The organism is Streptomyces sp. NPDC055400 (assembly GCF_053644375.1).
In genome coordinates, this window is record NZ_JBSHLM010000009.1 from 262,543 (window position 1) to 286,773 (window position 24,231).

Here is a 24,231-nt window from a genome sequence, read left to right on the forward strand (position 1 = left end):
GGGCCACTGCCCCCTGGTGCCGCTCATGCTCGCGGGCGCGCCGAGCGGGGCGCGCGGTGTCACGCGTGAGAGGTGTCCCCGCTCGGTCCTGCGGACATGTGCCGGCCTGTCACCAGGTGACGGGCAACGCGAGGGGATAGCGCCAGATCGATGTCGCGTTCCATCGCAGTTCTTCGGCGGGCTTTGCCAGCGCGAGGCGGGGGAAGCGCTCAAAGAGCGTTCCGAGGGCGATTTCGATCTCCGCGGCGGCGAGCGGCGCGCCCAGGCAGTGATGGGCGCCCCAGCCGAAGGTCATGTGAGGCGGGCCGGAACGTTCCAGGTCTACCTCGTCGGGACGGTCGAACTTGCGCGCATCCCGGTTTGCGGTCAGGTAGGAGACGTGCACGATGTCGCCCGCCTGGATTGCCACCCCGCTCAGCTGCACGTCTTCCAGGGCCACCCGGGGGATACCGACCCCCTTGCGGAAGGGGATGAAGCGCAGCAGTTCGTTGATCGCCCCGGGCAGCAGCTCGGGGCGCTCGCGCACGGTCGCGAGCAGATCGGGCCGGGTGAGCAACAGGTAGGTCAGGTTGCCGATCTCGTACGTCGTCGTATCCTGCCCTGTGATCAGCAGGACCATGGCCATGACGGCCAACTCCTCATCATTGAGGATCTCGTCGCCGTCGCGGGCCGTCGCCAGCACGCTGATGAGGTCGTCACCGGGATTCTTGCGGCGCTGCGCGGTCAGTGTCGCAAAGTAGGCGCGCAACTCGGCCTTCGCCCGTACCGCGGCGTCCCGGTTTCCGACCCCGACGTCCATCATCGTCCGGGCGTGGGCGCGCAGCTGTGCGTGGTCCGCCTCGGGGATCTCCAGAACCTCACAGATCGTGATCAGAGGCAGTGGTCCGGCAAGGTGCTCCATGATGTCGGCGGGTGTACCGTGCCCCGCCATCTGGTCGAGCAGTTCGTCGACGACATTCTGCGTGCGCAGCCTCATGCGTTCGATGTGAGCCGGGGCGAAGCCCTTCGACACGAGGCTGCGCAGGCGGCTGGCGGCCGGGGGGTCCATGAGATTGATCGCCTCGGACTGGACGATCGGCTCCGGTGTCATGCGCGGGAAGTCACGGCCGGCGACAGCATGACGGCTGAAACGCCGGTCGGTGGTCACCGTCCGGACGTCGTCGTAACCGGTGACGAGCCATGCCGTGCCCTCGCCGAAGGGCAGCCGGATCCGGGAGACAGGTCCCTCGTTCATGAGGTCTCTGAGCACCGGATCGAACTCGAGGGCCTCGGCAAAGTCGAATGGACATTGCCGCGCGTCGGAATCGAGGGTCATGCGAGTCTCCAGGTGAGTGGCGTCTACTGCTGCTCTGGACCCGACAGCCGTTCCCCGCCCACCGGCCGGCCACACCCGGATACACCCGCACGCACCCGGATACACCCGCACGCACCCGGATACGCCCGCACGCACACAACAGTTCACCCATGCCACTCACGGCAGTTCTGATGCGGGCGTGACATTGGGAGACAACTCCCAGGGAACCAACTGGGGATCCACGGGACTCACGCTGCGGCTCGTGCCTCGCTCCTGCACGGAAGGTGAAGATCCCACAGACACCGGATCACGGTGATCACGGGCGGGGTCCGTGGGGGGCTGTCGTGCCGCAACGGATGAATTTGCTGGGAGAACCAGGAGTGGGGCTGTCGGGAGGACCCGGCAAGCCTGTTCCGAGCGATGCGGACCTGCGGGCGGCCCGCAGTCGGGTGTGGGGGGGCTCATCGCTCTGATCGTCCTCGCCGCCTGTCATCAGCTGGTGGATTGGCACCAGTCACAGGATGTGGTCACTGGAGCCCGCGGCCCCTTTCCCGCCGTATTCGGCGCCGGGGCCCCGGTCGCACCCGAACCTCCTGCTCGGCATCGACAACCGCACGGCCAGATCCTCTGGCAGCAGCGCACCGCGGACCACAAGCTGACGGTCAGGACCGACGAGCACGCGCTGGCCGCCGCCTCCGATCCCGAAACCGACCCCTTGACCGTCCAGCTTCTCGGGCTGAACCGCCACGGGATCTCCCCACGCGCTGTCATCTCCCCGGATGCGTGGGACACGGTCGCCTCGGGAGGCGGCATCGTAGTGTCGGCCACCGACTTCAGAGACGGATCAGTGGACCGGGACACTCTCCTGCGCGCCTACACCGCCCGGGACGGACACCTCGCCTGGCGTCTGGCGGACTGCCCCCTCCCGGCAGCGGACACCCCGCCGTCACCCGGACCCTGCGCCTTCTGTCGAACGGCGACTCGACACCTGCGGGCCGCCTTGACGGGATCCGACCAAGACCTGTCGGCAGCATGCCCTCTGGAACGGAACTGAAGAACTCTCTTCGGACCGCACATCACTGACTGGTCGACAGTGAATCGCGACCGGCGTAGCCGACGGCGACCGACCGGCCTCCGGACGGGTTCGGTCGACGTCAATGGCCGCTGAGGTACCTGCCGTACGCGAGCGCGCTCGACGGGGAGGGCAGGCCCAGCTCGGCGGGCGTGAACGCGGAGGAGCCGTTGACGCTCGCCCGGGGCAGCAGCCACACGCCGCCCGAGGCGGCGTTCTCACCCGGAGAGCCGACCGCCACGTCCGCCCTGCCGTCGTGGTCGTAGTCGCCGGTGGCGACGGCGGCACCGAACGCGTCGGCGGCTTCCGCGACACCCGGCACGCGCGGGGTGTCCTGCTGGAACCCGACGGAATGACCTTCGCCCCACGCGTCGACGAGGCCGGTCGGGCCGCCGAACAGGAGGGTCGCGGCGCCCGCGCCCGAGCGGGTACCGATCGCCTCGCCGGGGGCGCCCGCGATCAGGTCGTCGCGGCCGTCGTGGTCGATGTCGGCGACGGCAAGGGCGGCGCCGAAGTGGTCACCGTTCTCCGCGACGCCCGCCACGCCGACCGTGTCCTGGTTGAGGGTCTGCCGGCGGGACCCGAAGCTGCCGGGCGTTGCGTTGCCGTAGTGGACGTGGATGCCGCCGCCTTTGGCCAGTTCCTCGGGGCCGCACGGGTCGTCGATGTTCTCGTCGGCGATCTCACGGCACTCACCCAGGGCCAGGTCGTCGTGGCCGTCGCCGTCGAAATCGCCCGCGGCGAGGGCGGAGACGCCGGCGTTGTCGGTGTTCCAGGTGTTCACCATGGCCTGCTCGGTCGCGTCCCAGGTCCACAGGCGTACGTGGGACTGGGTGAACGGAGTCTTCGTCCAGTACCCGACCGCGAGGTCCGCCGTGCCGTCCCCGGTGAAGTCGCCGGTGGCCAGGATGGGGGCGTGGCCGCCCATGGGGGCGGTGACGACGGTGGTGACCATGCTGTCTTCGCCCTGGGCGACACGAGCGACGACCTTGTCCTTGCCGCCGATCACGATCTCCTTGTTGCCGTCGCCGGTCAGGTCGGCCGAGGAGACCGCCAGGCCGAACGCCGCCGACGCCGAGGGGCCGTTGAGGACGACGGAGCCCGGGCCCGGACCGCCCCTGGCCCCGCCCACCGCAGTGACCGAGCCCGCGTCCGTGCCACGGCCGGTGACGTCCTCGCCGGGCGCGCCGACGAGGAGTTCCGCGATGCCGTCGCCGCTGGTGTCCACCAGGGCCACGGAGCCCCCGAAGCGGTCGCCCGTCTCCGGTGTCCCGGGAACCTCGGGGGTGGCCTGGGTGATGCGGATGCTGCCGTGAGCGCCGATTCCCTTCGGGCCGCCCCAGACGATGTTGACGTATCCGGCTCTCGCCTTGCCGCCGACCGTGCCGTCGGGTACGCCCACGGCGAGGTCCGCGTACCCGTCCCCGTTGAAGTCGCCATCGGTCTGCGCGGCAACAGAGGCCGAGGCCGGGAAGGGCAGCCCGGCAGCAGCCGCAGCGACAATGGTCGCTGCTGTGGCGTACTTCCGAATCCGTGTGCGCACGTGGGCTCCAGGAGGTCCGAGGTATCCGAGGTGTGGAGTTCACCTGTGGGACATCCGAAAGGCCCCCAGGGTTGTGCTGGTACGGACTCAGATGCGGGTTCGGCGTTCGACCGCAGAGCCTCATGTTCAGTACAACTGACCGGTGCTACTCGGCTGTGGCGTCGCGGGTGCGCTGGTAGTGGCGCCGTGCCTTCATACGGTTGCCGCAGACGGCCATCGAGCACCAGCGGGCCTTGTTGGTCTTGCTGCGGTCGATGAGGAACCGCCGGCATTCCGGGTTGGCACACGGTCGTAGCCGTCCGGGCATTGTCTGCTGCACCGCGCTCCATGCCATGACCGTTTCCACCGCCATCCGACGCTCCGCGGGGGTGTCCAGGGCCCACGACACTCCTTCAGGCGAGAGGCGCGGGCGGGAGGTGACGCCTTTCAGGAGCGGGGCCAGCGACGTGGCGGGCCGGCTGCCGCGCACCACGTCCTGAAGGGCATCGCGTGCCTGCACGAGGCTACGCAGTTCGTCCGCGCTTCCGCTGCCGCCGTGGGCCTGCTGCCAGGTTCTGGCCTCTTCCGGATCTGCCAGCCGGTCCTGGACGACACCATTGACCACCGGCGTGCCGTTGAGGAGCTCCAGCAGCATGTCTTGCTGCTCTTGGTCGGTCACCCTCGCACCTCCTAACCGAATTGGTTCACCTGGCAGGTTATACGTGCGCACTCACCGCGCAGGCCACCGGACCGCCCTTCGCGCGACTACGGGCTCGAGGCGGGCGGTGCGCTGGCTGATGACCGTTCACGCGCGGAGGCTTGAGACAGGCCGACGTACCGCCACCCCGGCGCGGCCGCTCTCCGGACGCAACCTCAGCCTAACCTATAAAAGTAACTTGACAGGTTAGACTTCGAGTGCTCGACTCTACATGTAACCAGTGAAGCTGGACAGAGAGGTTAGAGACATGCTCTCCGCAGTCCACCACCGCACCGCCACCGTCAACGGCCTTGAGGTCTTCTACCGGGAGGCCGGCAACCCCCAGGCACCCGTAGTCGTGCTCCTGCACGGCTTCCCGACCAGCTCGCACATGTTCCGTCACCTGATCCCGGCACTCGCCGACCGCTACCACGTGATCGCCCCCGACCACATCGGGTTCGGCCAGTCCGCGATGCCCGCACTACAGGACTTCCCGTACACCTTCGACGCCCTCACCGAGGTCACCTCCGGCCTTCTCCAGCAGTTGGGCATCGACCGGTTCGCGATGTACGTGCAGGACTACGGCGCTCCCATCGGCTGGCGGCTCGCCCTCCAGTCCCCGGACCGCATCACCGCGATCATCACCCAGAACGGCAACGCCTACGAAGAGGGGTTCGTCAAACCCTTCTGGGACGGCGTCTTCGCCTACGCCGAGGCCCCGGGACCGGCCACCGAAGCCCCCATGCGCGGCGCCCTGACGCCCGAGATCACCCGCTGGCAATACGTGAACGGTGTCGCCGACCCCAGCCTGATCAGCCCGGACAACTGGGTCCACGACCAGGCGCTGCTGGACCGCCCCGGCAACGACGAGATCCAGCTTCAGCTCTTTCGCGACTACCCCACCAACGCGGACCTCTACCCGCAGGTCCATGGGTACTTCCGCGACTCCCAGGTCCCGCTGCTGGCGGTCTGGGGCGCGAACGACGAGATCTTCGGCCCCGCCGGCGCGGAGGCGTTCGCCCGGGACCTGCCCGACGCGGAGATCCACCTGCTCGAGTCCGGGCACTTCGCCCTGGAGAGCCACCTCGGGACCATCACCGAGCACATCCGCGACTTCCTGGCCCGCGTCCTACCCTGATGCGCAGGGCATCCCGCCTGCCTCACGGAGCGGGGAAGTCCGGCGAGGCATACGCATCGTCCAGGAGCTCTGCAACGACTGGGGGTGCTTGCCCTCACCGGCAAGGGCAAGCCCGTCTGGACCTGCTTCCGTCGGCCCGAGGCCCACATCTCCCGCTGCGCCGTCACGCCCTGACCGTCAACAACAACCGCACCTAGGTTGAGCAGTGGACGATGGGACCGAGGTCGTGCCCCGGACCGTCATGGCTCAGCCCAGCGCGTCCATCAGGGCGCTCACATAGGCATCCAGCCGCTCCTCCACAGCTCGTGTCGTCAGCTCCGTCCTCCCTGCCTCCCGCCATGGCTGCGACACCGACTGCACTTCTTCTGAGAACGCCAGTCCGTCCCGCACCTGCCAGTACAGCCGCTCGCTCGCGGCCGCGGCCAGCACCCCGCCGGCCTCCTCATACGCCTCAGCGAACCGCAGACCCCACGCCGGACCGTGCAGCAGCGCGAGATTGGTGGAGCAGTGCGCCACATCGAGATCCGCCGGGCCCCAGGAGGTAGCCGCCCAGTCGACGACTCCGGTGATCCGGGCACCTGCCGGCCTTGAGGGCGGCACGTCGAACAGCACGTTGCCGGGGTGGAAGTCCCGGTGCAGGAATCGTCCTTCATAGGGTGGCGCGGGCTTGCGGATCACGTCGATCGCCGCGGCCCACACCGCCGCATCGGCGCCCTTCGGAGTCACGACGGTGTCGCCGGTCGTCAACGCCACGTACTCCCGGGGCCGCTCGGCAGGTCGCAGGGCGTGGATCGTCACGAGTTGACGCGCCAGCAGAGGGACACGCGTCTCCAAACCCTCATCGTCGAGGACCGTCCGGCCCACCAGATGCGTCATCAGGAGCGACGGATACTCGCAATGCGCGGCGTTCGGATCAACCGCGACCAGTCCAGGAGCCGGCACGCCGGTCCCCGGGAGCAGGGTCAGGGCGCCGGCCTCCCTATTCAGCCAGTCCTCGGCGTGCTCGTTGTTGACGAAGGTCCGCAGCACCAGGTCACGGGTACCTCCGTCCCGCGTGACGATGGTCAGCCTCCGCATTTCGGCAGTGATGCCGCCGTGCAGCGCCTCAGTTCTGACGATCCGTTCGCCGACCTCCAGGTGCCGGCTCACCCAGGCCAGCGTCAACGGCCTGACAGCCGCCGCCTCATCGTGGTTGGTCACCGTGCCACCTCACCATCCGGACGGCGGCACGCGCGAACGCTTTACTGCACGCGACGGCCCACTTGCCGGCGTGACGGCGTGCGCGGCCCCGCGTCGTGCGCGAACTGCGGACTGTGGCTCGGCCTTCTCCCGTGAAGGGGCCGGGCCACGTGGCTGTCCGGGGAACGATGTCAGCGCCCGGTGCCATCCTGGAGGCGCCCCCATCGTCTGCCGCGGGAACCTCGGCCGGCTCTCTCCGCCACCGAACTGCCAGCTGGTGCTCCGGAGAGTGAGTCAACAACTGTTGAGCGAACGGAGTGATCCCTGTGTCGGATCCGGAGACACCTGCTGTCCGCACCCCTCGCGAGATCCTGGCCTGCTACTACCAGGCCATGCTCGACAAGTCCGCAGACGATCTCGCCGATCTGTATGCCGTGGACGCGGTGCACGAGTTCCCGTTCACCTCTCCCGGTTTCCCTCCACGCTACGAGGGGCGCGAGGCCGTGCGCGCGGGATACCGGGCGGCCTGGGGCGCCAGCCCCGCCCAGGTGGAGGAGATCAGGAAGATCGCGGCATACGAGACCGCCGATCCGGAAGTGATCATCGCCGAGCATGTCGTGGTGGGAACGCTGCCGACGAGCCCCACCACCTTCACCGTCCCCGGTCTCCTGATACTCCAGGTCCACGGCGGGCTGATCACGCGGGTCCGCGACTACATGGACGGCTTGGGGGTCGCCAACGCCAGAGGATGAATGCCAGAACGACGCGGCGACATGTGCCCCCACTGGCCAACCTTCGGGGCTCTCGAACAAGACTCACTGTCACGAGACGACTGGCGAACCAGGCCGCCTGAGACCACAGGCGAATCGCGCGGCGCCGCCGTTGTCGACGGCGGCGTCACCGCCGCGCTGCCACCGGCCGCGGCCCGCTCGGCGGCGCCGGGCCGGAACAGCCCCCGCAGGCAGCGAGTCAGGAGAGCCAGTCGGTGTAACGGGTGGAGGCGAGGTGGGCGTCCTTGTCGGTGAGGACGTCGCCGCTGACAGCGGCGAACATGCCGGCGGTGGGGTCGGTGACGACGGTGCGGCTGTCGCCCTTGTGGGAGAGGGTGATCCGGCCCAGTTCGTCCAGGGTGAAGATCTCGGGGCCGGCGATGTTGCGGATGCCGTTCAGCGGGGCGCCCGCGGCGACGTCCGCCACTGCGCCTGCAACGTCCTTCGAGGCGATGGGCTGGATGGGCGTGGCGGGCAGCCGGACGGTGCTGCCCTCAGCAGTCCAGGACATGACGGCGTCCATGAACTCCATGAACTGCGTGGCTCGGACGATCGAGAACGGGACCGGCCCGTTCGCGAGGATGTGTTCCTGGAGCGTCTTGGCCCGGTAGTAGTCCAGCTCCGGGACCTGGTCGGTGCCGACGATCGAGAGAATGACGAAGTGGCCGACGCCGGCCTTGTGGGCCGCGGCCAGAAGGTTGTCCATGGAGGTCTGGAAGAAGGCCGGGGAGGCTTCGTCGAAGGTCGGGGAGTTCGTGAGGTTGATGACGACGTCGACTCCGGCCACCGCCTCGTCCAGTCCCTGACCGGTGATGACGTCGACCCCGGTGGACTTCGAGTGCGGTACCGCCTGGTGCCCGGCGGCGTTCAGATCCTTGACGACCTGCGAACCGATGAGTCCCGTACCACCGATGACTGCGAACTTCATGACAACCCTTTCCTTGGGGGCATGTGCGCAATATGGCACAAGAACGGTCATTTGGTCCCGGCATCGAACACGGGCCGCATCGCCCGTCCGCTCAGTCCAGGCCGGGGCCGTGCCCGCCCTGGACCTTGCCCAGGTCCCGGACGGCCTGGTCGAGCAGGGTGCGCATGGCCGACTCGGCCGCGTCGGGATCCTGCGCCCTGACGGCGTCGAGCACGGCGCGGTGGCTGGGGACCGGGTCCTCAGGGCGGTCGGAGCCGTGGACGAGGCGATCGCGGACGGCCAGGCCGCTGGATATCACCATCTCCATGCGTTCGAGCAGTTCGTTGTGGGAGGCCGCGAGGAGCGCGCGGTGGAAGGCGAGGTCGGCCTGAACCGCGTCGGCGCCGCCGTTCGCCGCCTGCGCCATCGCGTCGAGCGCCGTCTGCAGCGCAGCGATGTCCTGTTCCGTGCGGCGCTGGGCGGCGAGCCGGACCGCCGCAGGCTCGACGATCGCACGGACCTCACCGAGATCCCGCAGCAACGGATGCACGGCGCCGACTGCCGGCGGTCCGGCGAACTCGAACTGCCAGCGCAGCACGTCTCCATCGAGCAGATGCCAGTCCGCGCGGGGCCGGACGAAGGTGCCGCGCTTCTGCCGTGCGTCCACCATTCCCTTGGCCGCGAGCACCTTCAGCGATTCCCGCAACGCGGTGAGACTGACGCCGAGTTCGGCCTGGAGAGCACCGAGGTCGAGCGTGTCCCCCTCACCGATCCGGCCGCTGAACACCCGGTGGGCGATGGCCTCCACGGTCTGACCGTGAACCCCGCGCCGCGCATAGCCCGACATGTCTGCCTGCCGATCTGTCGTGGGTGGACGACGTCGCCGAGTATCCCGGGTCGCACCGGGAACACACCGTCTCGTACCGGGAAGACGACCTCGCGTACCGGGAACACGGCCTCGCGCACCAGAAGCACGCCCGGTCACGCCGAGGACTTGACGACGCTCCAGCCACCGTCGACGTGGAGGCTGGAGCCGGTGACGTACGACGCCTCCGGCGAGGCGAGGAAAGCGATGGCGGAGGCCACCTCTGCCGGGTCGCCGAGGCGGCCTGCCGCGGTCTCGGCGGCGCTGGCCACACGCTCGTCCTCGGGTACCCGCTCCCACAGGCCGGTGAGGATCGGCCCCGGCAGCACCGTGTTGACCCGCACCTGCGGACCGTACTCGACAGCGAGTTGACCGCTCAGGGAGAGCAGTCCGCCCTTGGCCGCCGCGTAGGCGGGGTGACCAGGGATGCCGTGGTGGGCGTGGACGGACGAGACGAGGACGATGGCGCCGTGCTCCTCCCGCAGGTCATCCAGGCAGGTGCGCACGCCGAGGAAGGCGGCCGTCAGGCCGACGGACAGCTGCCGGTTCCAGGAAGCGGAAGATGTTTCGTGCACCGGGGCGACCTCGACCTTCACCGCGTTGCTGACCAGGACACCGACCGGACCGAACGTATGGGCGGCGGCAAGGACTTGCTCCCAGCTCTCCTCGTCGGCGACGTCGGCGCGGACGAAGGCGGCCCGGCCGCCGCACTCCCGGATCCCCTTGGCGACGAGGGCGCCCTGCGCCTCATCGACGTCGGCGATCACGACAGCGGCTCCCTCGTCGGCGAGGCGGCGCGCGGTCGCCGCGCCGATGCCCGCCGCGGCGCCGGTGACGACCGCGGTGCGCCCGGTGAAGCGGTCGGCTGTACCAGGGGGTGCCATGAAACAGCTCCTTCCGTTCGGGATCTGCTGGGGATTTGTTCGGGTTCCGTTCGGCGTCTGTCTTCGGTTTGTTCGGGAGCTGTTTGGGATCCGCTTCGGGGCTGCTCCGGGTCTCGTCCGGCCACGAGCCTTCACAATACTTCGTAATTAATTGATAGTTGAGGCCGTCGACAGCATCGGCGCCCGAGGCGGAGCGCCCGCGAGTGCGCCACCGCGCCCCGGCCGGGGCGCGGGCCAAGGCACTGACAAGGAGGTCGGATGCCCTCTCGAAGGAAAGTCCTGGCGTGGGGCGCCGCGGCCGCTGCCGGCGCGCCCGCGCTCGCCGCCTGCGGCGAGTCACCGGGCGCCGCCCGGCTCAGCGCGGAGACCCGGCACCGCCCCGGCGGGAAGGTCCGGCTCGTCCTGTGGACCTGGGTCCCGCTGCAGAAGTCCGTCGCCCTCTGGAACCGGACCCACCCGGACGTCCAGGTCCAGGTGCAGATCGTCCCGGCGAACACGTCCGGCGGCTACCAGAAGATGCACTCGGCGCTGAAGGCGGGCAATCCGCCGGACCTGGCCCAGGTCGAGTACTACGCGCTGCCCGAGTTCATGCTCGTCAACGGCCTCACGGACCTCAGCGGGTACGGCGCCGACAAACTCAAGGGCAGCTACGTCGACTGGCAATGGAACCAAGGCGTGTTCGGCGGCAAGGTGTACGCGGTCCCGCAGGCGTCCGGGCCGATGGGCTTCTACTACCGCAAGGACCTGTTCGAACGCTGGGACGCCGAAGTCCCGGGCACCTGGGACGAGTTCCGGCAAGCCGCGCGCATCGTCAGGAGGCGCGGCGGCGGGGCGCGGATCTGCTCCTTCAATCCCGCCAGCGCCTCCTTTTTCTCCACCTTCGCGTGGCAGCGCGGCGCGCACTGGATCCGCACGGACCCGGACACCGACACGTGGATCGTCGACATCGACAGCAAGGAGTCCCTCGAAGTCGCCGACTACTGGGACGGAATCATCCGGGACGACCTCGTCACGATCATGCCGGACACGCAGGCGCCCTGGTACCGGGCGATCCAGACCGGGCAGCTCGCCGCATGGGTCTCCGCCCAGTGGGGCGACGCGCTGCTGCGCGGCAACGCGCCCGGCACCAAGGGCAAGTGGCGGGTCACGGGCCTGCCGCAGTGGGAGGCGGGCGCGCACACGTCGAGCAACTACGGCGGCTCCTCCACCGCGATCCTGCAGGGCACCCGGCATCCCGTCGAGGCCCTGGAGTTCGCGCACTGGCTGAACACCGACCCGCGCAGCATCGACCTGCTCGTGGCCGCCGGATACGGCTGGCCCGCGGCCCGTATCGACCTGAAGAAGACGGCCCTCGGCAAACCGGACCCGTTCTTCGGCGGCCAGGTCTACAACGAGGTGTTCCAGACCTCCGACCGCAACGTCGACACCTCCTGGCAGTGGTCGCCGACCACCACCCAGTCCTTCGCACACATCCAGGACGGCATGGCACGGGCGATCGCCACCGGCGGCACCCTAGTGGACGCGCTCAAGGACGCGCAGGGCAAGGTCGTCGACGACCTCCGTGCCAAGGGCCTCAAGGCGAGGAGCGCACGATGACGAACACCACTCCCCTGCGGGCCGCGAAGACCGGGGCGTCCCGCCCCGACCGCGCCGCCTGGGCATTCCTCGGTCCCTTCCTCGCGGTCTTCGTTTTCGTCTTCGTCGTGCCCATCGGCTACGCGGTCTACCAGAGCCTGCTCAAGGTCGACCGGCACGGCCCGATGGGCCTCGGCGCGCCCACGGTCGGCTTCGCGGGTCTCGACAACTATGTCCTGGCCCTCCAACAGGCCGCGTTTCTGGAGTCGTTCGGCCGTGTGCTGCTCTTCGGCATCGTGCAGGTACCGCTGATGCTGTTCCTCGCCACGTCACTGGCGCTGATGCTGGAGCAGGTCGGCCGCCGCTGGTCGGGCCTGCTGCGCGCCTCGTTCTTCCTGCCGTACGGCGTGCCGGGCGTCATCGCCACCATCCTGTGGGGCTTCCTCTACGTCCCCGGGATCAGCCCCGTCACCGACGCACTCGGCGATGCGGCTCCCGACTTCCTCGGCTACCACGGCGTGCTGTGGTCGATCGCGAACATCGTGATCTGGGAGTTCGCGGGTTACAACATGCTGATCATCGTCGCCCAGCTGAAGTCCATCCCGCAGGAGCTGTACGAGGCAGCACAGATCGACGGGGCCGGTCCCCTGCAGACGGCCTTGCACATCAAGCTCCCGCTGATCCGTCCGGCCCTCGTCCTCACCTGCGTGTTCTCGATCATCGGCACGCTGCAGCTGTTCGCCGAGCCGCTCGTCATCAAGCTGCAGGCGCCCGCTGTCACGAACGATTACACGCCGAACCTCAGCGCGTACAACGACGCCTTCGCCAACGCCAATATCTATCTCGCCGCCGCGAAGTCCGTGATCCTCGCCCTCGTCGCCTGCGCCCTGTCGTTCACGTTCCTCAGCCTGGTCACCCGCAAGGAAAGGAGCGGACGTTGAGCGCCACGACCACCACGGACCTGCCCAGAGTCGACACGCATCCCGTCCCCGCCGCCCCGGCCGTGCCCCGCCGTACCCTGCGCCCCGGCCGGATCCTGCTGGTCGCCTCTCTCGCGGTCGCGGCCTGCTACTTCCTGCTGCCGGTGTACTGGCTCGTCATCGCGGCCACGAAGTCCACCGACCGGGTCTACGGCAGCTCCGGCCTCTGGTTCGACCACGCCCAGCTGCTGGAGAACCTGGGCAAGGTCTTCACCTACGACGGCCACGTCTACCTTCGCTGGGTGCTCAACTCCGTGCTGTACGCGGGGGTCGGCGGGGCCGTGGCGACGCTGCTCGCCGCCGCGGCCGGGTTCGCACTCGCCAAGTACCGGTTCGCCGGACGGGAGACGGTGTTCAAGACGGTCCTGGCGGGGGTGCTGCTCCCCCAGAGCACGCTTGCCCTTCCCCTCTATCTCGTGTTCAGCAAGATCGGCCTGGTCGACACGTACTGGGCGGTCCTCCTGCCCAGCCTCGCCTCGCCGTTCGGCGTCTACCTCTGCCGGATCTACGCCGAGTCGGCGGTGCCGGACACGCTCCTGGAAGCCGCCCGGGTGGACGGGGCGCGCGAGGGCCGGATCTTCTTCGGACTCGTCCTGCGCATCATGTCGCCGGCCCTGGTCACCGTCTTCCTGTTCCAGTTCGTGGGCATCTGGAACAACTACTTCCTGCCCCTGGTGATGCTCTCCGACGACCGGAAGTACCCGGTCACCCTCGGCCTCACCACGTGGAAAACAGCTGCCGACCGAGTGCCGGAGCTCATGCAGTACACCATCGGAGGCGCCTTCGTCTCCGTCATCCCGCTCGCCGCGGCGATGCTCGTACTGCAGCGGTACTGGCGGACGGGCATGACAGAGGGCAGCGTCAAAGAGTAGTGGGAACGGACTGTTCGCCGTGCGATGCGACGACCAGAGCAACTTCCGTCAGGGGCACGGCGGTTGATGTGGCAAGCTGGGGGATCATCGAGGCCTGGAGGGGCTCAGCGTGAGACAGGACGGCTTCCATGCCGGGAAGATCGACACCAGCAAGCCGCATCCCGCCCGGATCTACGACTACTTGCTCGGCGGCAAGGACCACTACGAGGTGGACCAGCGGGCCGGTGACGAACTCTCCGCCGCCGCGCCCGAGGTACGCGTCGGCCTGCGGGCCAACCGCGCCTTCCTGGGGCGCGCCGTCCGGCACGTCGTGAACAGCGGCGTCCGCCAGATCCTCGACATCGGCACGGGCCTTCCCACGTCTCCGAACGTGCACGAGACCGCGCACGCCGTCGCGCCCGACGTGCGGGTCGCGTACGTCGACAACGATCCCATCGTGAGCGCGCACGCGGGCGCCCTGCTCAGTGACTCCAGCGCCACCGGCATCGCCCTGGCCGACCTGCGCGACCCGCGCTCCGTCGTCGACCACCCGGGCGTCCGTCAGGTCATCGACTTCGACGAGCCGGTCGCCCTGCTTCTCGTCGCCGTCCTGCACTTCCTCACGGACGCCGACGAGCCCGAGCGGATCGTCGCCACCTTGCGCGACGCCCTGGCACCCGGCAGCTTCCTCGTCCTCTCCCACGCCACGGGCGACTTCGCCGACCGCAGTGCGGCTCAGGCCGTCTACAGCAAGGCCACGGCCACCTTGAACCTGCGGTCCCGCGCCGCGGTCGAGCGCTTCTTCACCGGCTTCGAACTGGTCGAACCCGGCCTGGCCCAGGCCCCGTTCTGGCGTCCGGACAACCCGCCGCCCGCCGGGTCCGAGGCGATCGGGTTCTACGGGGGCGTGGGCCGCAGGACCGGTTGACGGTGAGCGGTCACCTCGGTCCGCCGCTTCCAGGTCCGGCCGTCGGCTGCTCAGGCCGAGTTCTCCCCGGGGACTGGAAGCGGCTGCCGCCAAGGCGTGGACGTGTCGATCTCTGGTGCCTTTCCGCAGATCGACTGTGCCGTGTCCGTGGCTTCCGCGGGGGTGGGAACAGAGACGCCGAGGAGGCTGAAGGGAGCGGGAGAAGAGGTCCGCAGTTCGACACACACGACCGGCCTGCCGGACCGTATGGCCACGAAATCCATCCCGCCCTGGTGACTGCGCGTGCCGATGCACCAGGTCCCTGGAATCCATACGCCTCGGTGCGGGACACCGCGCAGAGCCCGCCACCAGTCGGGTTCGACGGTCACACGGATCACCGCGGTCAGCGGCGCGCGCACATTGCCGTGGCGGGCGGCCGCCCTTTCCCGCCATGACAGACGCACAACCAAGTCATCGCCATCAACGAAAATCCGCGCCATCGTTTGCATTCTCCTTCCCGTCCTGGGTCAGGAAGGCCGTTTCCCGTCCTGGGCTCCGGCGGCCGCTGCCTACCGCGCGGGCATGGCCTCTCGTAGCTCGAGATCCTTTACGTGCACCCCGAGTACCCGGCCTTCACACCGCCAACCACACACGGGCAACGCCAGAACCCACCCGCCACGACGCAGCCGCCACGGCGATCGGAAGGCGCGCCCTGGGGCGCATGGTCCGGCGTCCACGTCAGCAGTCCGGCGCTGGAAGCTAAGAGGACGACAGGCGCGGTGCGGCGGTAGGGGCGCCGCCGCCCCTACCGGTCGACGCATCAGAACGAGGCTGTGGTGGCCTTGGCCTGGAGGGCCTCGCTGATGTTCTCCTCACGCCAGCGGCGCAGGAGGTCATGGAAAGCGACGGCGCCGTGCGGGTAGGCGGTGGGACCGTTGGGGCGCCCGCGGCCCTCGCGGTTGTAGTAGCCGGGGGTGCACTCGGCGTGGAACCACACGTGGTCGGGCGCGCCCTTGGCGCAGACGTCGATCCACGCGGCCTCGGCATCGGGGGTGGGTTCCACGACGGCGCCGTTCGCCTCAGCGGCGGCGACCAGGGCGGCGGCGTGGACGGCCTGTTCGTCCAGGATGTGCGTGAAGTTCACGCTGCTGGCGTTCTGCAGCGAGCCCATCTGGATCAGGTTCGGGAAGCCGTTGCTGGTGAAACCGTGCAGCGTACGTGGACCGTGCTGTGCCCGCGCGTGCAGGAGCTGAGCGCCGCCGCGGCCGGTCACGGGCAGATCGCCTGAGGTAATGCCGGAAACGCCCACGGAGAATCCGGTGGCGAACACCAGGCAGTCGACCTCGTACTCCACCCCGCCGACGACGACGCCGCGCTCTGTCATGCGCTCGACGCCGTGGGTGTCGGCGGTGTCCACGAGAGTGACGTTGTCCCGGTTGAACGCGCACAGGTATGTGTCGGAGAACGTGGGGCGCTTGCACGCGTATCGGTACCAGGGCTTGAGTGCCGCGGCCGTGGCGGGGTCGGTGACCTCGGCGGCCACCCGCTCGCGGACCTGGTTCATCGTGGCGTGGTCGGCGGCCTCGTAGGCGGCTTCGAAGTCCGGCTCGCCGTCGCGGCGGAAGCTGGGCAGGAGCTTCTCCAGCAGGGCGGCCGTTTCCGTCCAGCGGTCGGCGACCAGGTCCTGCCCGGCATCCTCCCCGGAGACGATCCGCAGGAAGTTCTCCCGGCGTTCGGCCGCCCATCCCGGGCGGTCAGCGCCGACGTCCTGAGGCGTCACGCGCCGCTGACCGCGCACGTCCACGGCGGAGGGGGTGCGCTGGAAGACGTACAGATGCCCGGCGTCCTCGGCCAGCATCGGGATGACCTGCACGCCGGTGGCTCCGGTGCCGACGACGGCGACCCTCTTGCCGCCCAGGCCCGTCATGCCTCCCTCGGGACTGCCGCCGGTGTATCCGTAGTCCCAGCGGGAGGTGTGGAAGGTGTGGCCCCGATAGTCCTCGATGCCGGGGATGCCGGGCAGTTTGGGTTCCGTGAGCGTGCCGGTGGCCGTGATGACGTAGGTGGCGCGGAACGTGTCGCCGCGGTCCGTGGCGACCACCCATTGCCGGGCACGCTCGTCCCAGGCCAGGGAGGTGACGGCGGTGGAGAAGAGGGCGTCCTCGTACAGGCCGAACTGCTCGGCGATGCGCATCGCGTGCCGGCGGATCTCCTCTCCCGGCGCGTACTTCCACTCGGGCACGTATCCGGTCTCGTCGAGCATCGGCAGGTAGACGTGCGACTCGACGTCGCAGTGGATGCCCGGGTAGCGGTTCCAGTACCAAGTGCCTCCGAAGTCACCGCCCTTGTCGATGACGCGCACGCGAGCCACGCCCTGGCCGCGCAGGCGTGCGCCCGCCAGGATCCCGCCGAAACCGCCACCGACGATCGCGACGTCCACCACGTCGTGCAGCGGCTCGCGCTCCGCCACTTCGTCGGCGTACGGATCGGCGGCGAAGTAGCCGAACTCCGCGGCCGTGGACCGGTATTGGCCCGGGCCTTCGGGGCGCACGCGGCGCTCCCGCTCGACGCGATAGCGCTCGCGCAGGTCAGCGGTCTCCTGCGGGGTGGGTGGGGTGTCGCACTGAGGCAGGGGCATGTGGGGGATTCCTCTCGTGGGGGGAGGTGCGCAAGCAGCCGCGCGGGATGGGGCGGTGCCCTCGTGGGGCGTCCCGCGAGGGCACCGGTACCGTAACCCAAGAACCGGACAACACTGTCCGGTTGCGGTGCGGGTCCTGTCTCGATCAGGCCCGCCCCAGCCCCACGACACGAAGGGCCCGCGATGTCGAACCTCACCCCCGCTTCCCCTCTGCGCGACTGGCTGGCGGATCACTCCGCCGGGCAGGTCCTGCGAGGCCTGCTGGCCTCCCAGGGGCAGCGCGAGCAGGCCCTGGCCCCCGCCCTCGGCCTGCCGCTGGAGCAACTTGTGAAGATGTCCGGCGGGAAGTTCCCGCCGGAGCTCGTGGGCACGCTGGTCACCGCCGCTGAGACCGGCCGGGTCCCCGAGGGCCTGCCCACCGCTCCCCCGGCCGGCACCGCGGTGGCCGTCGAACCCGACCTGGGGGTCGAGATCACAGCCCCCGAGCCGTGGACCGAACAGATCACACACGGTCGCTTCAGCGGCCAGACCGTCGTCGTCACCGGTGCCGCCTCGGGCATAGGCAAGGCCGTCGCGTCGCGCATCGTGCGCGAGGGCGGCCGTGTGATCGCCGTCGACGTCTCCGCCGACGGCCTCTCGGCCCTGACCGCCGACCTGGGCGAGGCGGTCGCGCCGGTGACCGCAGACATCACCTCGCCCATGTCCGCCGACGCCGTCCTGGCCGCCGCCGGCGGTCGCGTGGACGCGTTGGCGAACGTCGCGGGCGTGATGGACGACGACGCCGCCGTGCACGAGGTCGACGACACGATCTGGGATCGCGTCATGCGCATCAACGTCGAGGGACCCATGCGCCTGATGCGCGCCGTCGTGCCCGGCATGCTCGCCGCCGGCGGCGGCCGGATCGTCAACATCGTGTCCGAAGCCGCCCTGCGTGGTTCGGCGGCCGGTGCCGCCTACACCACCTCCAAGCACGCGCTGGTGGGCCTGACGAAATCGTCGGCCTACCAGTACGCGGGCACCGGCGTGCAGGTCAACGCCGTCGCACCAGGCGCGGTGGCCACCGGAATCCACGTCCCCGCCGCCGCCCCGTACGGCTCGTCCCGGACCGCGAAGATGCGCGTCGCGATCCCGGGCCTGGCCATGGCCGAGGAGCTGGCCGCCTCCATCACCTTCCTCCTCAGCAAGGACGCGGCGAACATCAATGGCGCGATCCTGCCCTCCGACGGCGGCTGGTCGGCCGCCTGACAGCTGTCCGACCGGGCCCCCTCGCGCCGAACTTCCCGGGGGAGGGCCCCGTTGCTGAACACCCGCGCCACGGCGGGGAGTACGTCTCCGGCACGTCACGACGTCCGGATCTCCCGGATGTCAGGAAGGAGCACATCACCGCATGACCACGTACCGCGCGCACCGCACCCTGGCGGGTCTGGCCGCCGTCGGCCTGCTGGCACTGACCGGCTGCGGCACTCAGACCGGCGGCGCCTCGGCCTCGAAGAACCCCACGCCGTCCGGCGAGGGCAGGAGCATCCGTGCCACCCAGCTCGCGCACGTGACCGACGTGCACGAAGCCACCGGCATGACTCTGCTGGAAGGCCCGGTCCTGGACGACGACGGCCGGCTGTACGTCGTGGACGTCACCGCACCCCCGGGCGAGCCCAAGCTCATCTCCGTCGATGTCGCCACCGGTGAGCACAAGGGCGTCTACACCGACAAGACCGGCGCCTACACCTCCGCGCAGACAGGCCCGCACGACGGCCGTCTGTACCTGACCGACTTCGCCACCGGTTCGATCGTCAGCCTCGCGCCGGACGGCTCGGATCCGCGCACGTTCTTCTCCGGCACGGTCGACGGCTCCAAGATGACACCTGACGACATCGCCTTCGACGGCGAGGGCAATCTGTACGTGAGCGACGCGCACGGCACGGAGCCGGACGAGACCGACGGCCGCATCGTGCGCATCGACCGCGACGGCACGAAGAGCAGCGTCCTGGCCGACGGGCTCGCCCAGCCCAACGGAGTCATGTTCGACCCCGGCCTGCACGGCCTGTGGATCAGCGAGCTCGCCGAGGACACCATCTCCTACCTGTTGCTCGATGCCGGCAAGGCCGCTGTTACCTCCCGGCACGAGGCCATCCATGTCGACGGGGGCCTGGCCCAGACCGACTCCATCGCCGTGGACGCCGACGGCAACCTCTACCAGGCGCTGCACGGCCGACCCGCCATCGCCGTCTACAGCAAGTACGGGGCGCGTCTGGCCACCGCCGAGGTCCCTGCCAAGGACGCCGAGGGGCTCACGTCGGCGACCAACGTCGCGATCGCTCCGGGCGGCACGAAGGCCTATATGACCGTCAGCGGCCCCGACGGCGGGTACGTCTTCACGTTCACCGCACTGGCCAAGGGCATCCGCCAGTCCAACGGCGGCTGACAGTCACACGTCGACGACCGCCTCGCAGGGTCGCAGCGGCCCCACCTCGACGCCGAGCAGTCCCCAAGCCGCCAGGGCGACGCGCTCCCGTTCCGCCGGGGTGGGGCCGGCGACGGCGCCGGAGACCATCGCGACGGCGAGCATGACGTCGTCGGCGGACAGGCGATGCCCGGCGGGCAGACACCGGGCCAGGACACTGCGGACGCGCCCGGCCAGCACACGGGCCTGCTCGCCGTCGCCGCGCACGCGCAACAGGTCGACGAATGCCGTCGATCGGGTCAGGTGCCACGTGACCACGCCCAGAACACCCTTGAGGCTCGCGCCCGGCTCGGCGCCGGCCCGCTCGATCTGCTGGACGTTCTCGTCCAGGACGGCGGAGGCCAGTGCGAAGCGGTCGGCGAAGTGCCGGTAGAGACTGCCCTGCCCCACCCCCGCGCGGCGCGCGACGGCGGACAGCGGGGCGTTCAGGCCCTGCTCGGCGAAGACCTCGCGGGCGGCGGCGATGAGAGCGGAACGGTTGCGAGCCGCGACCCGCCGCCCCTGGTTGGCCGGGCGGCCCTGGCCGGCAGCGCCGCGGCGATCGGAGCTCGCGCGGCCGCCCCGCACCACGGCCGAGCCCCGCGCCGCCGGCTGCGGGTCCTGGGGCTCGCTGGGGTTCATCACCTTGGCAGCGTAGTACGAGCCCAGGGCGCACCCGCCCGGCAGGTCAACCGGCGCCACCGTCGTGCGGCGCCGGAGGCAGGCACATCAGCTGTTCGATGCGGACACCGTCCACAGGTTGTTCGTTCCGAGGACGGCGTCCATCGAGAACGTGTCGTCGTAGGGGATCTCGGCGTCGTTGGTGATCTCCTCGACGTTCAGCACCTCACCTCTGATGAAGGTTCCGACTGTGATCAAGTACTGGGGACGCGGCGTGAAGACCGGCTTCGTTCACTCGTTCGAGTGGAGTGCAGGAAAGCCCCTTTGGCCGAATTCTTCAGCCACCTCAATCTCCAAAGCACCATAAATGTTCCAGACCATGCCGTCGCCGATTCTGATTTCCATTTAATTGGGTCAGGTCTCACGGTGGATGGGAAAGGCATGTGGGCGAGGTTTTCTCCGGAGCCGATGGCCTTTCCCCCACTGCGCACGAAGGGAAGTACCGCGTGTGGAGCGGAAATCGCCGGTCGAGCTGCCTCGCCGGCACGGCCAGAAGTACGGAAGGCGCACCAGGGGATGCCCCGGCTGCTTTCGCAAGTGCGGATGTGGATACTCGCGTTCGTCATGGCGGCGGCCGGCGCGGTTTTGCCGGCCGCGGCGGCCACCCCTGCGGCCCCTCGGGCCGCGGTCGGCACGATCCCGGTCGGCGACAACCCACTCGGCGTGACGGTGAGCCGTGACGGAACTCGCCTCTACGTGGGCAACCTTCTCGGGAACGAGGTGGTCAGGACCGTCCCTGTCGGCGACAGCCCAGGTGGGGTGGCGGTGAGCCCGGACGGGAAGAGCGTCTACGTGACCAGCCAGAACGAAGACACGGTGACGGCGATCGCGGCCTGGCCACCCCGCCAGGTGCCGTGCGCCGTCGCATCGTCACCCGCATGGCCGGCGGTCGCGGTCTTGATGCCCGGCTTGGCGATCACTGCCAAGAACTGGGGCCGTGGCCCGGTCGGTTCGGGAGGCCGGTTGCGGTCATCGAGGCAGGGACGTCGCGGTCAGCAGGGCACTGAGGACGTCGGCCGTGCGGCGCTGCATGGCGGTCGGTGGCTTCACTGTGTCGATCGAGCGCCGTCGTCGGTCCGGGCGGGAAGGGTCTGCTGCGCCCAGACCGTCTTGCCCCGTGAGGCGTAACGCGTACCCCAGCGGTGGCTCATGGTCATCACGAGATACAGCCCGCGACCGCCCTCGTCGGTGTCGTGGGCGCGGCGCATGTGTGGCGAGGTACTGGATCCATCGGTGACCTCGCACGTCAGGTGCCGGTCGCGGATGAGCCGGAGACGCACCGGGCCCTCGCCGTATCGGATCGCATTCGTCACCAGTTCGCTGATGATCAGTTCGGTTTCGAACGCGATGTCCTCCAACCCCCAGGCAGCCAGCTGCCGTTCGGCCAGCGACCTCGCCGTGGCGACCACCGACGGGTCGGACGGCAGGTCCCACTGAGCCACCTGGTCATCGGCGAGACCCTGGGCGCGTGCGAGGAGCAGCACTGCGTCGTCCTCGGCCTGCTCGTCGGTCAGGGCGTAGGCGATCGCGTCGGCCGTCTCGGGCAGCGCACGGTCCTGGTGGGCGAGAACCCGCCGGAGCGTGTCGGCCGCCTCGTCACTGCCCGCGAGCAGTCCGTCGGTGTACATGCAGAGGACGGCGCCGTCGTCGAGGTCGTACGTGGCTGTCTCGTACGTGCTGTGCGCCGTGCCGAGCGCGGCGCCCGCGTCGGCCTCCACAGTGGTGACCTCTCCGGCCGGCGAGACGATCAGCGGGGCGGGGTGCCCGGCGGAGGCGAGGGTCAGACGGCACTTCACCGGGTCGTAGACGGCGTACACGCAGGTGGCGACCCGGCCGCCGGTAGGGATGCCGTCATCGTGGCCCGCCCCGTTGACGTCGACGTTCTCACTGGCGAGCCGGGCAGCGATCTCGTCGAGATGAGTCAGCAACTCGTCCGGCTCCAGGTCGAGTTCGGCGAGCGTGCGCAGGGCGGTACGCAGGCGCCCCATCATCGCCGCGACCTCGATCCCGTGTCCGACGACGTCGCCGACGACGAGTCCGACCCGGGCTCCGGACAGTTCGATCACGTCGAACCAGTCCCCGCCCGCCCTCACGGGCAGGTACAGATGCGCCGTCTCGACGGTTGTCAGCTCCGGCGTACGGCTCGGCAGCAAATGCCGTTGGAGGGCCGTGGCCGTGTTCCGCTCCCGTGCGTAGCTCGACGCGTGGTCGATGCCGAGGGCGGCCCGGGAGGTGACCTGCACCGCCAGATCGAGATCCTGCCGTGTGTACGGCTGGGGTCGCTCCGAACGGTAGAGCGTGACGACACCGAGCACGGCATGCGGTACGACGAGGGGGACGGCCATCAACGAGTGGACGCCCGCGGCGGCTAGTGCGTGGGCGCACTCGGACAGCTCGGGTGACCAGACCCCCTCGGCGTCCAGGTGGGTGATCAGGCGGGGCTTGGCGTCCTGGAGGCTCAGTGTGAAGGGGGTGGCCAGGGGCAGCGTCTCAAGGATCGTGTCCCTTTCGTCGGCGTGTGTGCCGGGCCCGTTCAGGAAGGCCGCCCGGCTCAGAGGCTGTCCGGCGTCGACCGGTCCCCGACGGCGAGGCTCACCGCGCAGTACCGCATCCAGGATGTGCACGGTCACGGCGTCGGCCAGGGCCGGCACCAGCGCGCTCGCCAGTTCGCGGGCGGTCGTCGTCGCATCCAGCGTCGTGCCGACGGTCCGGCGAGCGTCGTAGAGGAGATCGAGCCGCGCCCGGGCCGCCTCACGTTCGGTCACGTCCTCGACCACCAGGAGCACACCGGGCTGCCTGTCGGCCGTGTCGTCCACCAGGTACACGGACACCGAGACCGTCAGGTCCTCGTCAGGTCGGGTGGCCGACGTGCCCTTCAGGGTGTGCCGTAGCACGGGCTGACCCGTGCGGAGGGTTTCCCGAGCGAGGACGGCGAGCTCCGTGGTGTCGAGGCCCGAACCGACCTCTCCGAACGTCCGCCCGAGCACCCGCTCTGCGGAGATGCCACGCAGGCCACGGGGCGATGTGTTGTAGCGACGCACCCGCAGCTGATCGTCGAGAAGGAAGAGGCCGAGCGGTGCCTGGGTGAACAACGCGTCCAGCACGGCCGAGTCCGATGCTTCCGTGCCGAGGTGGGGGTCGGCGTCAACCACGTGCGTCCCTCCTGTCCGACTGTTTCAGGCCGGTTGGGCGGTGTTGAGAGGCGGCAGGAGGCGGCAGGGTGCACGTGCCGTCGAGCGCTTTCGGGCTCGGTCGGTACTCACGCGGGAGGGGCAGGAAGGTTCCTGTTCCTGTTCCTGTTCCAGTTCCGGTGCCTGTTCCGGTTCCGGTTCCGGTTCCGGTTCCGGTGGCAAGGTGGCCGAGGTAAGCGAAGGTGTCGACGAACTGCATCACCTGGTTACGCCCGGCCGTGTACGCCCCAGCCGCCCCACCGGCTTCTTCCGCCATGCGCGCACCACCTTCCGGGGACTCCCTTGCGCGCCATCCTCACCCCGCCTGCCGCGCACCGCCACCCGCGTCCGGCCCTTCTCGGCACGGTCGGGCGTGGGGGCATCCGGCCGTGAACCGATGGCGGCCGTGTTCCGGAACACGGGGGGTGAGAAGTATGGGCAGGGACACCCACCGGCCGCGCCGTCTGGTCGGCAGGCAGCTGCTGTCCACGAGACCTGTCGCGGACAGCAACGGCGTCGCCTGACCGGGGCAATGCCGCCAAGACAACGGGGTGGCCCCCAGTTGGCTCTGCCCCACTCCGTGCCGGGTCAGTCGCCGGGTGACGGTCCGCCGCGGGCGCAGGCAGGCGGCGGAGTCTGGCGGAGTCGCGGCTGGGCGTGG

The 24,231-nt window shown here is 69.6% G+C and carries 20 protein-coding genes; 8 read left to right on the forward strand and 12 right to left on the reverse strand.

Annotated elements, in window-relative coordinates:
• Positions 1–109: 109 nt before the first annotated feature.
• From ACWIGU_RS24665 to ACWIGU_RS24680, 4 genes are all read right to left on the reverse strand, one after another.
• Complete coding sequence (locus ACWIGU_RS24665; protein WP_454403866.1) at positions 110–1,315, reverse strand: cytochrome P450; 1,206 nt, start codon at positions 1,313–1,315, stop codon at positions 110–112.
• Positions 1,316–1,808: 493 nt separating this feature from the next.
• Positions 1,809–2,042: a hypothetical protein gene (locus ACWIGU_RS24670; RefSeq protein ID WP_454403867.1), complete on the reverse strand. Its 234-nt coding sequence runs from the start codon at positions 2,040–2,042 to the stop codon at positions 1,809–1,811.
• A 406-nt stretch (positions 2,043–2,448) separates the two neighbouring features.
• Entirely contained in the window at positions 2,449–3,909 is a 1,461-nt protein-coding gene (locus ACWIGU_RS24675; protein ID WP_454403868.1) for an FG-GAP-like repeat-containing protein, read from the reverse strand.
• 145 nt (positions 3,910–4,054) lie between these two features.
• A complete protein-coding gene (locus ACWIGU_RS24680; protein ID WP_454404019.1) occupies positions 4,055–4,543 on the reverse strand; it encodes a CGNR zinc finger domain-containing protein in 489 nt (162 codons plus the stop codon).
• A gap of 310 nt (positions 4,544–4,853) precedes the next feature.
• Here ACWIGU_RS24680 and ACWIGU_RS24685 point away from each other — a divergent pair, with 310 nt between their 5' ends.
• Positions 4,854–5,723, forward strand: a complete 870-nt coding sequence (locus tag ACWIGU_RS24685; RefSeq protein ID WP_454403869.1) for an alpha/beta fold hydrolase — start codon at positions 4,854–4,856, stop codon at positions 5,721–5,723.
• A 246-nt stretch (positions 5,724–5,969) separates the two neighbouring features.
• On the opposite strand, the gene ACWIGU_RS24690 is transcribed toward ACWIGU_RS24685, so the two are convergent.
• Positions 5,970–6,923, reverse strand: a complete 954-nt coding sequence (locus ACWIGU_RS24690) for a phosphotransferase family protein (protein ID WP_454403870.1) — start codon at positions 6,921–6,923, stop codon at positions 5,970–5,972.
• Positions 6,924–7,228: 305 nt separating this feature from the next.
• On the opposite strand from ACWIGU_RS24690, the gene ACWIGU_RS24695 reads away from it, so the two are divergent.
• A complete protein-coding gene (locus ACWIGU_RS24695; protein WP_454403871.1) occupies positions 7,229–7,654 on the forward strand; it encodes a nuclear transport factor 2 family protein in 426 nt (141 codons plus the stop codon).
• 217 nt (positions 7,655–7,871) lie between these two features.
• On the opposite strand, the gene ACWIGU_RS24700 is transcribed toward ACWIGU_RS24695, so the two are convergent.
• The 3 genes from ACWIGU_RS24700 to ACWIGU_RS24710 form a co-directional block, all read right to left on the reverse strand.
• Entirely contained in the window at positions 7,872–8,600 is a 729-nt protein-coding gene (locus ACWIGU_RS24700; protein WP_454403872.1) for an SDR family oxidoreductase, read from the reverse strand.
• 91 nt (positions 8,601–8,691) lie between these two features.
• Positions 8,692–9,426: a FadR/GntR family transcriptional regulator gene (locus tag ACWIGU_RS24705; RefSeq protein ID WP_454403873.1), complete on the reverse strand. Its 735-nt coding sequence runs from the start codon at positions 9,424–9,426 to the stop codon at positions 8,692–8,694.
• A 134-nt stretch (positions 9,427–9,560) separates the two neighbouring features.
• Positions 9,561–10,328 (reverse strand): SDR family NAD(P)-dependent oxidoreductase, encoded by a 768-nt coding sequence (locus ACWIGU_RS24710; protein WP_454403874.1) that lies wholly within the window; start codon positions 10,326–10,328, stop codon positions 9,561–9,563.
• Between the two features lie 258 nt (positions 10,329–10,586).
• Here ACWIGU_RS24710 and ACWIGU_RS24715 point away from each other — a divergent pair, with 258 nt between their 5' ends.
• The 4 genes from ACWIGU_RS24715 to ACWIGU_RS24730 all read left to right on the forward strand — a co-directional run bounded on the left by ACWIGU_RS24715 (position 10,587) and on the right by ACWIGU_RS24730 (position 14,662).
• Complete coding sequence (locus tag ACWIGU_RS24715; RefSeq protein ID WP_454403875.1) at positions 10,587–11,924, forward strand: extracellular solute-binding protein; 1,338 nt, start codon at positions 10,587–10,589, stop codon at positions 11,922–11,924.
• Complete coding sequence (locus tag ACWIGU_RS24720) at positions 11,921–12,844, forward strand: carbohydrate ABC transporter permease (protein ID WP_454403876.1); 924 nt, start codon at positions 11,921–11,923, stop codon at positions 12,842–12,844. Before ACWIGU_RS24715 ends, ACWIGU_RS24720 begins: the two co-directional genes overlap by 4 nt.
• Positions 12,841–13,755, forward strand: a complete 915-nt coding sequence (locus tag ACWIGU_RS24725) for a carbohydrate ABC transporter permease (protein WP_454403877.1) — start codon at positions 12,841–12,843, stop codon at positions 13,753–13,755. The genes ACWIGU_RS24720 and ACWIGU_RS24725 overlap by 4 nt, the downstream gene beginning before the upstream one ends.
• Before the next feature lie 109 nt (positions 13,756–13,864).
• Complete coding sequence (locus ACWIGU_RS24730; RefSeq protein WP_454403878.1) at positions 13,865–14,662, forward strand: SAM-dependent methyltransferase; 798 nt, start codon at positions 13,865–13,867, stop codon at positions 14,660–14,662.
• Between the two features lie 799 nt (positions 14,663–15,461).
• On the opposite strand, the gene ACWIGU_RS24735 is transcribed toward ACWIGU_RS24730, so the two are convergent.
• Positions 15,462–17,279 (reverse strand): flavin-containing monooxygenase, encoded by a 1,818-nt coding sequence (locus ACWIGU_RS24735; protein ID WP_454403879.1) that lies wholly within the window; start codon positions 17,277–17,279, stop codon positions 15,462–15,464.
• A 183-nt stretch (positions 17,280–17,462) separates the two neighbouring features.
• Between ACWIGU_RS24735 and ACWIGU_RS24740 the strand changes: the two genes are divergently transcribed.
• A complete protein-coding gene (locus tag ACWIGU_RS24740; RefSeq protein WP_454403880.1) occupies positions 17,463–18,524 on the forward strand; it encodes an SDR family NAD(P)-dependent oxidoreductase in 1,062 nt (353 codons plus the stop codon).
• Positions 18,525–18,666: 142 nt separating this feature from the next.
• Complete coding sequence (locus ACWIGU_RS24745; RefSeq protein WP_454403881.1) at positions 18,667–19,701, forward strand: SMP-30/gluconolactonase/LRE family protein; 1,035 nt, start codon at positions 18,667–18,669, stop codon at positions 19,699–19,701.
• A gap of 3 nt (positions 19,702–19,704) precedes the next feature.
• Here the strand turns inward: ACWIGU_RS24745 and ACWIGU_RS24750 are convergent, their stop codons facing one another.
• The 3 genes from ACWIGU_RS24750 to ACWIGU_RS24760 form a co-directional block, all read right to left on the reverse strand.
• A complete protein-coding gene (locus tag ACWIGU_RS24750; protein WP_454404020.1) occupies positions 19,705–20,361 on the reverse strand; it encodes a TetR/AcrR family transcriptional regulator in 657 nt (218 codons plus the stop codon).
• Positions 20,362–21,188: 827 nt separating this feature from the next.
• On the reverse strand, positions 21,189–21,320 hold the full coding sequence (locus ACWIGU_RS24755; RefSeq protein ID WP_454403882.1) for a hypothetical protein: 132 nt from the start codon (positions 21,318–21,320) through the stop codon (positions 21,189–21,191).
• Between the two features lie 126 nt (positions 21,321–21,446).
• A complete protein-coding gene (locus ACWIGU_RS24760) occupies positions 21,447–23,552 on the reverse strand; it encodes a SpoIIE family protein phosphatase (RefSeq protein ID WP_454403883.1) in 2,106 nt (701 codons plus the stop codon).
• Positions 23,553–24,231: the final 679 nt, after the last annotated feature.

What these genes read in the sequence shown, in the direction of transcription:
- ACWIGU_RS24665 (WP_454403866.1), bottom strand. Translation starts at nt 1,315, where the DNA reads ATGACCCTCGATTCCGACGCGCGGCAATGTCCATTCGACTTTGCCGAG.
- ACWIGU_RS24715 (WP_454403875.1), top strand. Translation starts at nt 10,587, where the DNA reads ATGCCCTCTCGAAGGAAAGTCCTGGCGTGGGGCGCCGCGGCCGCTGCC.
- ACWIGU_RS24720 (WP_454403876.1), top strand. Translation starts at nt 11,921, where the DNA reads ATGACGAACACCACTCCCCTGCGGGCCGCGAAGACCGGGGCGTCCCGC.
- ACWIGU_RS24685 (WP_454403869.1), top strand. Translation starts at nt 4,854, where the DNA reads ATGCTCTCCGCAGTCCACCACCGCACCGCCACCGTCAACGGCCTTGAG.
- ACWIGU_RS24740 (WP_454403880.1), top strand. Translation starts at nt 17,463, where the DNA reads ATGTCGAACCTCACCCCCGCTTCCCCTCTGCGCGACTGGCTGGCGGAT.
- ACWIGU_RS24735 (WP_454403879.1), bottom strand. Translation starts at nt 17,279, where the DNA reads ATGCCCCTGCCTCAGTGCGACACCCCACCCACCCCGCAGGAGACCGCT.
- ACWIGU_RS24710 (WP_454403874.1), bottom strand. Translation starts at nt 10,328, where the DNA reads ATGGCACCCCCTGGTACAGCCGACCGCTTCACCGGGCGCACCGCGGTC.
- ACWIGU_RS24705 (WP_454403873.1), bottom strand. Translation starts at nt 9,426, where the DNA reads ATGTCGGGCTATGCGCGGCGCGGGGTTCACGGTCAGACCGTGGAGGCC.
- ACWIGU_RS24680 (WP_454404019.1), bottom strand. Translation starts at nt 4,543, where the DNA reads ATGCTGCTGGAGCTCCTCAACGGCACGCCGGTGGTCAATGGTGTCGTC.
- ACWIGU_RS24750 (WP_454404020.1), bottom strand. Translation starts at nt 20,361, where the DNA reads ATGAACCCCAGCGAGCCCCAGGACCCGCAGCCGGCGGCGCGGGGCTCG.
- ACWIGU_RS24700 (WP_454403872.1), bottom strand. Translation starts at nt 8,600, where the DNA reads ATGAAGTTCGCAGTCATCGGTGGTACGGGACTCATCGGTTCGCAGGTC.
- ACWIGU_RS24745 (WP_454403881.1), top strand. Translation starts at nt 18,667, where the DNA reads ATGACCACGTACCGCGCGCACCGCACCCTGGCGGGTCTGGCCGCCGTC.